This window comes from Neisseria dentiae, assembly GCF_014055005.1.
Taxonomy (GTDB): Bacteria; Pseudomonadota; Gammaproteobacteria; order Burkholderiales; family Neisseriaceae; genus Neisseria; species Neisseria dentiae.
On the sequence record NZ_CP059570.1, the window covers coordinates 1287673 to 1300183 of the forward strand.

The following is a 12511-nucleotide window of genomic DNA, read 5'->3' on the forward strand; positions in this document are numbered from 1 at the left end:
GTCTCACTCCTCGTGTACGCCGTATTCTTCGTCGAGCTTATTCATTCTCCACGAATAAAAGAAAATAATGGCGATGAAGGTGAGAATAGAGCCTTGCTGGCCGAACCAGAAGCCCAAATCCGAACCGCCTATCTGAATGCCTGCCAATGCGGGGCGCAATATAATGGCAAACCCGTAAGAACATATAGCCCAAACAATCAGGCAGGTCATAATAATGCGGACGTTCGCTTTCCAGTAACCGGCGGCATCATGTTTATCGGTGGACATGATTGTTTCCTCCTTGCTTTTTTCAGATTTCTTCTTAGATAAAGAGCCGATATGACGAAAAATGCTTAAATTTTCGGGCAACATCAGCTATTTGAAACAAACCACAAGTTGTTACTCCATGTAGTTTCAGGTGCAGAATAGCATAGATCAAACCCATTGCAATACACTTCTTTACAAATCCTTCATTTTTTATATTAATTTATTGATTTTTAAATAAATAATATATATTAAAATCATTAATTTATTAAGAATAAATAAAAAAGCATAAGCAAAATTTATCAAATCCAAAAATAAATTCGATATTCAGATACAACATCTTGATTTAAAAAAATAATAAAATTACATAAAAATTACAAAACACAACAACCGGCATGATGCGGCACTTCCGGCATAATATTGCGTAAAAGGCCGTCTGAAATATTTTCAGACGGCCTTTTACGTGTGGATTCCAACGGTGTTTACTTACCCTGCTTCGGCAAGATAAAACGCATTCGCAAACCGTTGGGGCGTATGTTTTCGGCTATGATTTTACCGCAGTGCTGATGGATAACGTGCTGGGTAATCGCCAAGCCCAAACCGGTGCCCGGTTTGTGTGCGCTGCTGTCGGCACGGTAAAACGCAGTAAAAATATGCGGCAGCTGCATTTCGTCTACGCCCGGGCCGTTATCGGTAACGTCCACCAACCAGTTTTTGGCATCTTGATGCAAAAACACCTTAATCGTGCTGCCTTCGGGGCTGTAGGCCATGGCATTGCGGATAACGTTGTCGAAAGCGCGGTAGAGAAAACCCTCATTGGCATGCAACTGCGCGGTTTCCGGCACTTTTTCGATTTCAAGCAATACTTTTTGGCCGTTTTGTTCTGCAACAGCCTGGCTATCTTCCACCAATTGCGTGAAAAACGGCACCAGTGCCAGATTGTCTTTTTCTAAAGACATATTCGATGTTTCCAAACGCGAAAGCGTCAGCAACTCGCCTACCAGCGTATCCATACGGGTCAGCTCGCCCTCCAAGCGCTTCAAATACTGCTCCTGCTTTTGCGGCTGCGACTGAATCAGGCCGACAATCGCCTGCATACGCGCAAGCGGCGAGCGCATTTCATGGGAAACGTGGTGCAGCAAGTGGCGTTCTTTGGCAACCAGTTTCTGCAATTGGGCCGCCATTTTGTCGAACTGGCCGGCAAGTTGCGAAAGCTCGTCGTCGCGGTCGTCCATCTGCTGGGCAATACGGGTTTCCAAATCGCCCGCAGCCAAGCGGTTCATGCCGAACCCCAACACACGGATGGGTTTGATGATGTTGTTGGTGAGAATATAGGCCAACAGCAAACCTACCAAAATGATAAACGAAAGAATGATAAATTCGTGCCAAATCGGTTTCAGATGCAGGCCGGGTATGAACAGCGGGCTGGGCAGGCGCTGGATTTGCTGGTTGTCCCAGTTGCGGATAAAAAACAGATATTCTTCGCCCCAACGGTCAAACTCGATGCGTGCCAATTCCGAATTGGGGTTGTCGATGGCAAATTTGCGCGCCTCTTTAATCATTTTTTCTTCTACCTGGCGGTTCAGAATATCTTTTTCTTCGTCGCCGGTAATCACAAACACATTGTGCGCAACGGGGTTTTCTTTCCACTCGTTCAGAATTTCGCGCGCCCCCTGTTCTCCGCGCACTTTGAATGCGGAAACAATGCTGCCCATCAGGGTGGTTTCAATGGTGCGCCGTTGTTGGAATTGGTTTTCGGCTATGGTGTTCTGAACCAGCCAGAACGAAAAACTCGCCACGAATATGGCGCAGATGATTACTGCGCAAAACGTGGCGAATATGCGTTGAAACAGTTTCATTTAGCTGTTTATCTTTTCATCAGTTTTTCACAAACAGGTAACCCAAGCCGCGCACGGTTTGAATCAGGGAGGCGTCGCCCAATTTGTGGCGGATGCTGGAAATGTGCACGTCGATACTGCGGTCGAACTTGGCCAGTTTGCGGTCGAGCGCTTCAACCGACAGGGTTTCTTTGCTCACCACTTGGCCGGCGTGGCGCATCAGCACTTCGAGCAGGTTGAATTCGGTGCTGGTCAGCTCCAGCGGCGTGTCTTTGATTGTTGCCTGCCGCTTGGCCGGATACAGCACGACATCACTCACCGAAATGCTGTTGGGGCTGCTGGTCTGTTCGCCCGATTGCTGTGCGCGGCGCAGAATGGCGTTGATGCGGGCCAACAGTTCGCGCGGGGTGCAGGGCTTGGGCACATAATCGTCGGCACCCATTTCCAAACCGATGATACGGTCGATATCGTCGCCCTTGGCGGTTAACATAATCACGGGAACGGTGCTTTGGTTGCGCACGTTTTTCAAAACGTCCAAACCGTTCATTTTCGGCATCATAGAGTCCAACACGACAACATCGTATTGGCCGGATAAAATTTCCTGCACGCCGGCTTCGCCGTCGGGCACGCTGTGTACGCTCAAACCTTCGGCCGTTAGGTATTCGGTTAACAGCTCGGTTAACAAAGCATCATCATCTACCAATAATACGCGACTCATGGTCTGTCCTTTATATGGTTGCTGTGGCAGCCGCCTGCTCGGGCGGCCGTTGGATATGCTGCGAATCTTAACATGCAAATCGCCTTTGTTGATAGCGTGTGTTTCTATGCTTTTGCGCTTTTTTGCAATGCGGCCGACGGCCTTTACATTTCAGACGGCCTGTTTACAGAGCAGTAAATTTTTAAATATCACATTGTTTTTCTTTAGGATATTTTTCATTAAATTCTTTACAGGCTGCTTTGATCTGCGCTTCCAGCGGCATCAGGATGCCGTTGCTGCGTATCTTTTCCGCATAATGCGGCATCATAAACGGATAATAAAGATAAACTTTGCGCAGCCATTCGCGCGCTTCAGCCTCTTTGCCCATACGGTAGCTGTACAGCCCCGCCTGATAAGCGTTGGAATACGGGCGGAACAGCAGGGCTTCGGATGCGGCTTCTTCCGCCCACGGCTGCAAAACTTCGTCGGCCGGGTTGGCACGGCGGATCAGCGACAATTGGGCGTAATAACGCAGCATGGGTTCGGTTTCGGCAATCCGGTTCAGGCCGTTGATTTTTTCTGCCGCCTGCGCCACGGTTTCGCCTTTGGGCTGGCGGTCGAAGGCCGTCAGATCGGTGTAAACGAAGCCCAGGCGGACGATGCCCACCAACAAAAACACTGCCAGCACCGCGCCGCCGATATTGTGTCTTTTAACCGATTGCAGGCCGTCTGAAACATCGCTTTCGCGCGCGGGCGACAAGCTCATCATTAAGGCGAACGGGGTGAGGAAATAAATATACCAGAGTGGGTATTCCAGCATACTGTGGCAAAGCGATACGGTCATCATCGCCAGCAGCAGCAGCGAAGCAGCGTTTGCAGGCCGCTTTACCATACGCCACACAACCGCCGCAAACCCGAGCGCCACGGCCAGCGTTCCAAGCAAACCCGTTTCGGCCAGCAATTGGAAAAACAGGTTGTGCGAATGGGTAAACAGCACGTTCAGATGATTGGGCGTAAACTGCCCCGTTTCGGCATGTGCCAAAAAACCTTGCAGCGCATAACTGCCCCAACCGCGCCCCCATAACGGCGCCGACAAAAACACCGCCCAAGCCTTACGCCACTCCACCTCGCGGGCGGAACCACCGAAACTGCTGCCTTCGACACGCTCCAGCGCCGTGTCGTATTGCACGCCCGAAAACAAATCGAGCAGCGGGCTGATGCCGAACTGCACCGCCACCGTCATCACCAGCGTGAACAGCATCACCAACACGATGCGGTTGGCTTCGCGCCCTGCCAATATCCGCCAAAACGGCAGCAGCAGCCCCACACCGATAACATAAGTGAAAATCGTGCGCGAGTTCACCAAACCCAAAGCCGAGGTTAGCACCAACACCGCCAGAAAACCCAGCCAGCCGGGTATTCTGCGCTGCGCCCACAGATAAGACGCCGCCAGCGTGCCCCACATCAGATAATGCCCCAAATGGTTGCGCTGCCCGAGCTGGCCGCTGATTTCGCGCACGCCCCGGTAGGCCACTATGCCGTGGAACATTTCCGCCGATGCCCAGCCGGTAAACTGCAACAGCACCACCGCCGCCTGCACCAGCGCACCGCCGAACAAAACCCACGCCAACACCGACACCACCCGCTCTTGGCCGAATGCGGCCACCCAGCCCCGGCAGGCCCATGCCGCCAGCGCCAGAATCACAAACGATGCCGTTACCATGTCGTTCATGCCCGGGTAAAGCAACCCCATCACCCGCGCCTGTAACCACCAAAACGCCGCCAGCGCCAGAAAATACACGCCCGCCGCCGGCACTTTCACGTTCAAACGGCCCGACAATGCCGTTAACAGCAGCAACATCACCGCACCGGCCAGCGAGCCGGCTTCGAGATAGAAGCTCGACAGCGGCCCCACGCGGTAAAGCGACACAAACGGCGCCACGCAAATCCAAACAAAGCAAAACCACAACGGCCACAAACGCATGGTCCACACCGTTTCGCGGCCGTCTGAAAACGAAATCTCTCTAAACATTCCCAACCGCCTTACGCTGTTGTTTCACATAAGCCAAACAGGCAACGAAGAACGCTGCCGAACACAGCAGCGCCGCCCCCGCACAGGCGCGGCTGGCTGCCGAAGCATCAAACAGGCGCACCACCGCTTCGGCAAAATACGGCAAAACCAGCAGGCTGCTGTATTGAAAAGTATAAACCCTGCCCTTGAGAATACCGGCCAGCGGCAGGCACAAAGGCAGTGCCTTCACCGCCAGCCAAGAGCCGCCCGGCCGCAGCGGCGCCAGCCACAATTCCCAGGCAAGGCTGATAAAAACCAGCGCCAGCAGGCTGGCCACGGCCAACTTATGCGGCCAACTTTTACCGGCGGCGGATTGTTGTGCATTCATTATTTTAGTTTCCAACATCATTCGGCGTTCCAGTCGGGCCGTCTGAAAAATTCGTGGCTTGAAACCTTTGCAAAATTAAAACCCATCACAAAAAGTTTATTTACCGTTATTAGCTTCGCAAGTCCGCTGCGCCCCCGCGCAGGCGGGAATGACGAAAAACAGCGTTTCAGACGGCCTTAAGAAGTTTTGCAAAGGTCCCGGTTCGTTTGATTTTCAGACGGCCTAATCAGATTAGTTTGCTTTCGGGCAGAAAAATTCCCGCCTGCCCAAAAACCTTATGTTTTTAGTTTTATGTCATAAACAAAACACGATAAACCAAACCGCCTGAAAACTTTTCAGACGGCCCCAAACACATCAATCGGCGGCGGTTTCCGCTTCCTGCCGCAACTGCACGGGTTTCACAAAGCGGCAGAACCACAATCCCGCCTCATAAAGCAGAATCAGCGGCACAGCCAGCAACACCTGCGAAATCACGTCGGGCGGCGTAATCACGGCGGCCACCACAAACGCCCCCACAATCACATACGGGCGGACGGCTTTCAATTGCGTAACCGACACCACGCCCATACGGTTGAGCAAAACCACCACCACCGGCACTTCAAACGTAGTGCCGAACGCCACAAACATCCCCAACACAAAAGAAAGGTATTTGTCGATATCGGTGGCCATGCTCACGCCCAACGGCGTTACGCCCGCCAAAAATTTAAACACCACCGGAAACACCAGAAAATAAGCGAACGCCATGCCGCCGAAAAACAGCACCACGCTGGAAAACACCAGCGGCATCACCAGCCGCTTTTCGTTTTGATAAAGCGCGGGCGCCACAAACGCCCACACCTGATAGAGCGTGTGCGGCAGCGTCAGCAGAAACGCCGCCATCAGCGTTACTTTCACCGGCACGAAAAACGGCGCAATCACATCGGTGGCAATCATACTGGTGTTGGCCGGCAGCGTGGCCATCAGCGGCTGCGCCACAAAGGTATAGAGCTTCTGCGCAAACGGCATCAGGCCGAAGAAGCACAGCAACATCACTGCGGCAATCCACATCAGGCGGCGGCGCAGTTCGATCAGATGCTCAACCAGCGGTTGGGTGGGTTGTTCGATTTCAGACACCGTTCACTCACTTCTTGCGCACGCGCAACTGCGGTTTGGGGCGGTGGCGCGGGCGCATATCGCGTTTGCGCCGCATCGCCTGTTTATGCAGAGAGGCCGTCTGAAAACCGCCGCCGACAGATGCGGGGTTTTCAGACGGCGTTAGATAAGATGCCCAGGCCGCTTTCCGCCCCGCTTCGGGCGAATCCGCACCGGCCAGCGGCCTGCCGTGTTCGTCCACGCCGAAATCGGCGGGCGTGCGCTGTTCGGGCACGCGCTCCCACGGTTTGAGGCCGCTCGAAATCCCGTTCAGGCTGCTTTGCGCGCTGTCGCCCACGCTGCCGATTTCGGTGCGGATATTTTCGGCGGCCGATTCGAATTCCTGCTTGGCTTTGCGCAGCTCTTCCATTTCCACCTGCGCGCTCAATTCCTGCTTCACGCTGCCGACCATGCGCTGAACGCGGCCGACCAGATTGCCCGCCATGCGCGCGGCCTTGGGCAGCCGCTCGGGGCCGAGCACCACCAACGCCACCGCACCGATCAGCAAAAGCTCGCTAAAGCCGAAGTCAAACATGGTTTAGGCCGATTTGTTGTCGTCTTTTTGATGCTCGATCACATCGTCTTTTTTGGCTTGGCCGGCTTCGTTGCCCTCGTTCAGGCCCTGTTTGAAATCGTGTACCGCGCCGCCCAAATCTTTGCCGACATTGCGCAGTTTTTTGGTGCCGAACACCAAAACCACGATCACCAGCACAATCACCCAGTGCCAAATAGAAAAGCTGCCCATTGTTAATCCTTTAATTTCAATTGCTTCAATAATGTTTCAGACGGCCCCGCGCGCTTTAGGCAGGCCGCCCCAAAATATGGATATGCAGGTGGAACACTTCCTGCCCGCCGCCTTTGCCGGTGTTGACCTGGGTTTTGAAACCGTTGGTCAAACCTGCCGCTTCGGCGATTTGCGGCACTTTCATCATCATTCTGCCCAACAGCGCCTCATGCTCCGGCTGCGCGTGTGCCAGCGAATCGAAATGCACTTTCGGAATCAGCAGCAAATGCACGGGGGCGGCGGGATTGATATCTTTGAAGCACAACATTTCGCCGTCTTCATACACCACCGATGCGGGGATTTCTTTGGCGGCGATTTTGCAGAAAATACAGTCTGTCATCAGAGATACTCCAATTATTTTTGAAAGAATTACAGGCCGTCTGAAAACAGACTTTCAGACGGCCTGCATCTCACAAGAATACGGATTGTAATACAGTTTCAACACCCGAAGCTATTTTTAAACCGCCGCGCGGCGTTAGCTTTCCTGCCGCGCGCCTTTCTCCGCCAGCCCCGACAGGCCCTGCCGGCGCGCCAGCTCGTTAACCACATCCTCCACCCGCAGGCCGTGGTGCGCCAACAGCACCTGCGTGTGAAACCACAAATCGGCCACTTCATACACCAAATGCTCGCCTCCGCCGTCTTTCGAGGCCATCAGCACTTCGCCCGCCTCTTCGATCACTTTTTTCAGGATTTTGTCGCCGCCTTTGTGCAGAAGCTGGGCAACATAAGATGTTTCGGGGTTTTGCCCCTTGCGCGAATCAATCACGTTTTGGATTTCAATCAGCACTTGCTCGGTCATTTCTCTCTTCCGTTTCAAGGAAAATATTGATGTTTCAGACGGCCTCAACCGTGCGGTTTGCCGTAAATTTCCGTTTCGCTTTTCAGCACCGCATCCGCCGTTTGCCATGCACCGTCGCGCCACACGCGATAGAAGCAGCTTTCGCGACCGGTGTGGCAGGCAATGCCGCCCGCCTGTTCGATCAGCATCACCACCGCATCGCCGTCGCAGTCTAACCTAAGTTCGCAAACTTTTTGTGTATGCCCCGATTCTTCGCCTTTCATCCACTGTTTTTTGCGCGAACGGCTGTAATAATGGGCAAAACCCGTTTCGGCGGTTTTTTGCAGGGCTTCGGCGTTCATCCACGCCACCATCAGCACGCGCAGGGTTTGCGCGTCTTGCGCGATGGTGCAAACCAAACCGTTGGCGTCGAATTTCACGCCCTCCAATAATGCTTGCGACATAGTTTATGTTCCTTCCGTTTTTCACAATATTTCAGAATTATTTTGCTTTTTCTCAGGCCGAGACCTTTGCAAAACTGCCTTCAGGCCGTCTGAAAAACTACGCCCTCGCCCGCACATCAAACGCATGGCGCAGCCCCTCGCCTATCATCACCAACAGCAGCAGCATCACCGTTAGCGCGCCCACGGCGGATAAGCCTATCCACCAGGCGTCGAGATTGTCTTTGCCCTGCGCCAAAAGTTCGCCCAAGCTGGCTTGCGAAGCGGGCACGCCCAAGCCTAAAAAGTCCAAACTGGTGAGCGCCAGCACCGCGCCGGAAATGCGGAACGGCAGAAACGCCAGCACGGGCGTGAGGCTGTTGGGCAGGATGTGCCGCCACATGATGCGGCCGTTGGAAACGCCCATGCTTTTGGCGGCCAAAACATAATCGGCCTGACGGTTTTTCAGAAACTCGGCGCGCACGTAATCCGAAAGCCCCATCCAGCCGAACAGCGACAGAATCACCAGCAGCACCAGCAGGCCGGGGTTGAAAAACGACGACAAAATAATCAGCAGGTAAAGCTCGGGCAGGCCGCCCCAGATTTCGAGAAAGCGCTGCATCAGCAAATCGACCCGTCCGCCGAAATAGCCCTGCACCGCGCCAGCCGCCACGCCGATCAGGGTGGTTACGGCGGTGAGCGCCAGCGCAAACAGCAGCGAGTCGCGAAAGCCGTACACCAGCCGCGCCAGCACATCGCGGCCGCGGTCGTCGGTGCCGAGCCAATGCCTTTCAGACGGCCCGGCCGGATCGGGCTGCGTGTCGAATTCGTTTAAGGTGTTGGCGGCATAGGGGTTGGGCAGATACACGGCATAATTGCCGCCGGTGGTGATGTTGCGGCGCACCAGCGGGTCGAAATAATCGGCCGGGGTGTCGAAGTCGCCGCCAAACTCGGTTTCGTTATAGGTGTTGGCCAGCGGAAAATAATAGCGGCCCTCGTATTTCACCCATAAGGGCTTGTCGTTGCTCCACACGGGCGCCAGCAGCGCCACGGCAAACAGCACCGAGAGCAGGCGCAACGCCAGCCAGCCGCGCTTGTGCTGTTTGAATGCCTGCCAGACTTGGGAAGAGAATATTTTCTGCATGGTGTGTTGGTATGGTTGCGATAGGCCGTCTGAAAGCGTTTCAGACGGCCTGCGGTTTATTTCTGCCCGCCGAAATGGATGCGCGGGTCAACCCAGGAATATGAAATATCCGACAGCAGTTTCGCCAGCAGCCCCATCAGGGTAAACACATACAGCGTGCCCATCACCACCGGATAATCGCGCTTCATCACCGCTTCGTAAGAAAGCAGCCCCAAGCCGTCGAGCGAAAACAGGGTTTCTATCAGCAGGCTGCCGGTGAAAAACGCGCCGATAAAGGCGGCGGGAAAACCGGTAACCAGCGGGATCATGGCGTTGCGGAAAACGTGTTTCCACAAAATCTGCCGCTCGGGCAGGCCTTTGGCGCGGGCGGTGTAAACATATTGGCGGCGGATTTCTTCGAGAAACACGTTTTTGGTGAGCACCGTCATCACCGCCAGATTGCCCGCCACCGAAGCGGTAACCGGCAGCGCCATATGCCAGAGATAGTCTTTGATTTTGGCCGCCGTGCCGAGCGTTTCCCAATCGTCGCCCACCAAACCGCCCTGCGGAAACCAGGCGAAAAAGCTGCCGCCGCCGAAAAATACCAGCAGCACCAAACCCAGCACGAACGGCGGCACGGTATAGCCGACCAACACCACCGCGCCCGACACAACGTCGAACCGCGAACCGTCGCGCACGGCTTTGGCAATGCCCAAGGGGATACAGATGAAATAAGTGAGAAAAAACGTCCACAAACCCAAGCTCATCGACACCGGCATTTTTTCTTTCACCAGCTCGAACACGGTTTGATGGTGGAAAAAACTCTCGCCCAAATCAAAACGCACGAAGCGGCCGACCATCTCGATAAAGCGCGTGAGCGGCGGTTTGTCGAAACCGTATAGGGCGTTGAGCGCAGCCATATCCTCCGCGCTCAGGCGGCCGCCGCTTTTGAGCATGCCGCCCGCCGCAGCCGTTTCGCCGCCCGCGCCGGTTTGGGTGAGCTGCTGCACCATTTGCTCCACTGGCCCGCCGGGCACGAATTGGATAACGGCAAACGTTACCGCCAGAATGCCCAACAGTGTGGGCACCAGCAGTAGCAAACGCTGGAAAATATAACGCCACATCGCGCGTCTCTTTATAAATAGAGCGGATTCAATTAATTTTCGATACAAGGCAGCAAGCCGAAGACAGTACAAGTAGTACGGCAAGGCGCAGCAACGCCGTAGCGAAATTTAAGTTAATCCGCTATAACGGTTTGGAAAATGCGGGCATCTTATCAAGATTAAGGCCGTCTGAAAACGGAAAACCGCAGCGCTTGAACACGCTGCGGCCGGATTCTGAAAACAAACGGTGCGAAAGCCGCAAGCCGTTATTTGCAGTTTACGCCTTGGATTTTCGGGCTGTCGCCGTTGCCCACCTTGAATACGCACTTGGTGGCGCTGCTGCCGGAAACGGTGAGGCTGCCGCCGGCCAGATTCAGGTTAACCGGCTCTTTCACCCCCATGCTCACGGCGGTGGCGGCGAGTTTCTGCACGTTGTCTTGAGTGTAAGGTGTGTTGTTAGAAGCTACTTTGATTTCTTTGGCCGCATAAGCATTGGCGCTAAGGGCAAGCGCGGCAACGGCAGACAAGGCAAAGAATTTGGTTTTGTTCATGGAAGTGTTTCCTTTGGATAATGGCGCGATACATACGCCGGTGTATGCAGAATAGGGGCAAACGGCGGCGGCGGCAAGCGGCGGGGTGTTTTTTACGCTGCTCTGTTGCAATCTGGTGCAGGTTTACATAAGTTTTCGGGATACCGCTTTCATTTTAAACAAAAATTTCAGACGGCCCGTTTATATTCGTAAAGGCCGTCTGAAAACAATTTTCAGGCAGAGGCTTTTGCAAAATTAAAAAACTATCACAAAAAATTTATTTCCCGTCATTTCCGCGCAGCGGACTTGCGAAGCTAATGACGAAATCCAAGCATTTCAGACGGCCTTAAGGTATTTTTGCAAAGGTCTCAGGCAATCAGAAGGTAAAGCCCGTTTCCAACTCTTCGTCGCCCACCAAATCCACCAGCAGCGCATACAGCGGCGCCAAGTCGTGATAGCGGCGCGAAGCACGGCGCAGGTAGTTTAAAAAGCGCGGGATTTCGGGGCGGTATTTGTCTTTGCCGTCGCGGTAGTAGAGGCGCGCGAAAATGCCCGCCACTTTCAGGTGGCGCTGCACGCCCATCCATTCGAACCAGCGGTAAAACTCGTCGAACTGCTCCGGCACGGGCAAACCGGCGGCGCGCGCCTTTTCCCAATAGCGGATTACCAAATCCAACACGAATTCTTCTTCCCACTCGATAAAGGCATCGCGCAGCAGCGACACCAAATCGTAAGCAATCGGGCCGTAGAGCGCGTCTTGAAAATCCAGCACGCCCGGGCGGCCTTCGGCCAGCATCAGGTTGCGGACGATATAGTCGCGGTGCACATACACCTGCGGCTGCGCCAACAGGGGCGGCAACAGCGTTTCAACCGTTTGGTTCCACCATTCGCGCTGCTTGAAATTCAGGGTTTTGCCCAACTCTTTGGCCACAAACCATTCGGGGAACAGGTTGATTTCGCGCAGCATCACCTCGCGGTCGTATTCGGGCAGCAGGCCGGGGCAGCTGTTTTTTTGCAAAACCACCAATTCGTCGATGGCTTCGAGCAGCAGCGCCTTATCGGCCGTTTCATTGCGCGCCTGCTGCATGGCCGTTAAAAAAGTGGTGCTGCCCAAATCGTTTAACACCATAAAGCCGAGTTTTTCGTCAACATGCAGAACCTGCGGCACGTTTATCATGTCAAATAATTTTTGCACTTTCAGATAAGGCGCCACGCTCATTTTATCGGGAGGGGCGTCCATGCAGACAACCGTGCCGCCGTCTGAAAAAGCGGCACGGAAATAACGTCGGAAATCCGCATCGGCGGCGGCAAAACTCAATTCAAAAATCCGGTTCGGGTAAACCGTTTCAAGCCAGTTTTTCAGTTCGGTTTGTCGTTGCATGATGGTTTTTTTGATTTTTCGGGTTAGAATAGCCGCTATTCTAACTGGCAAAACCGATTTAAGG

15 protein-coding genes are annotated in these 12511 nt (G+C 54.0%); all 15 read right to left on the reverse strand.

Features of this window, described 5'->3' with window-relative positions:
* Window positions 1-3: 3 nt before the first annotated feature.
* On the reverse strand, window positions 4-267 hold the full coding sequence (locus H3L92_RS06080) for a DUF4212 domain-containing protein (protein WP_085366698.1): 264 nt from the start codon (window positions 265-267) through the stop codon (window positions 4-6).
* A gap of 458 nt (window positions 268-725) precedes the next feature.
* A complete protein-coding gene (locus tag H3L92_RS06085; protein ID WP_085366699.1) occupies window positions 726-2102 on the reverse strand; it encodes a HAMP domain-containing sensor histidine kinase in 1377 nt (458 codons plus the stop codon).
* A 19-nt stretch (window positions 2103-2121) separates the two neighbouring features.
* Complete coding sequence (gene misR / locus H3L92_RS06090) at window positions 2122-2799, reverse strand: two-component system response regulator MisR (protein ID WP_085366700.1); 678 nt, start codon at window positions 2797-2799, stop codon at window positions 2122-2124.
* A 181-nt stretch (window positions 2800-2980) separates the two neighbouring features.
* Window positions 2981-4810: a PglL family O-oligosaccharyltransferase gene (locus H3L92_RS06095; protein WP_085366701.1), complete on the reverse strand. Its 1830-nt coding sequence runs from the start codon at window positions 4808-4810 to the stop codon at window positions 2981-2983.
* Entirely contained in the window at window positions 4803-5177 is a 375-nt protein-coding gene (locus tag H3L92_RS06100) for a DUF2069 domain-containing protein (RefSeq protein WP_085366714.1), read from the reverse strand. Before H3L92_RS06100 ends, H3L92_RS06095 begins: the two co-directional genes overlap by 8 nt.
* 354 nt (window positions 5178-5531) lie before the next feature.
* Complete coding sequence (tatC, locus tag H3L92_RS06105) at window positions 5532-6290, reverse strand: twin-arginine translocase subunit TatC (RefSeq protein WP_085366702.1); 759 nt, start codon at window positions 6288-6290, stop codon at window positions 5532-5534.
* A gap of 7 nt (window positions 6291-6297) precedes the next feature.
* A complete protein-coding gene (tatB, locus tag H3L92_RS06110) occupies window positions 6298-6843 on the reverse strand; it encodes a Sec-independent protein translocase protein TatB (protein ID WP_085366703.1) in 546 nt (181 codons plus the stop codon).
* Between the two features lie 3 nt (window positions 6844-6846).
* Window positions 6847-7053, reverse strand: a complete 207-nt coding sequence (gene tatA, locus H3L92_RS06115) for a Sec-independent protein translocase subunit TatA (RefSeq protein ID WP_085366704.1) — start codon at window positions 7051-7053, stop codon at window positions 6847-6849.
* A gap of 55 nt (window positions 7054-7108) precedes the next feature.
* Window positions 7109-7432, reverse strand: coding sequence for a histidine triad nucleotide-binding protein (locus H3L92_RS06120; protein ID WP_085366705.1), 324 nt, complete (start codon window positions 7430-7432; stop codon window positions 7109-7111).
* Between the two features lie 135 nt (window positions 7433-7567).
* Window positions 7568-7891 (reverse strand): phosphoribosyl-ATP diphosphatase, encoded by a 324-nt coding sequence (locus H3L92_RS06125; protein WP_085366706.1) that lies wholly within the window; start codon window positions 7889-7891, stop codon window positions 7568-7570.
* A gap of 44 nt (window positions 7892-7935) precedes the next feature.
* A complete protein-coding gene (gene hisI, locus H3L92_RS06130; protein ID WP_085366707.1) occupies window positions 7936-8334 on the reverse strand; it encodes a phosphoribosyl-AMP cyclohydrolase in 399 nt (132 codons plus the stop codon).
* A gap of 97 nt (window positions 8335-8431) precedes the next feature.
* Window positions 8432-9454, reverse strand: a complete 1023-nt coding sequence (locus H3L92_RS06135) for an ABC transporter permease (protein WP_085366708.1) — start codon at window positions 9452-9454, stop codon at window positions 8432-8434.
* Window positions 9455-9510: 56 nt separating this feature from the next.
* A complete protein-coding gene (locus H3L92_RS06140; protein WP_085366709.1) occupies window positions 9511-10557 on the reverse strand; it encodes an ABC transporter permease subunit in 1047 nt (348 codons plus the stop codon).
* A 245-nt stretch (window positions 10558-10802) separates the two neighbouring features.
* A complete protein-coding gene (locus H3L92_RS06145) occupies window positions 10803-11087 on the reverse strand; it encodes a hypothetical protein (protein ID WP_085366715.1) in 285 nt (94 codons plus the stop codon).
* Window positions 11088-11442: 355 nt separating this feature from the next.
* The gene (gene amgK, locus H3L92_RS06150; protein ID WP_085366710.1) at window positions 11443-12447 is read right to left on the reverse strand and encodes an N-acetylmuramate/N-acetylglucosamine kinase AmgK; all 1005 of its coding nucleotides are present in this window, start codon (window positions 12445-12447) and stop codon (window positions 11443-11445) included.
* Window positions 12448-12511: the final 64 nt, after the last annotated feature.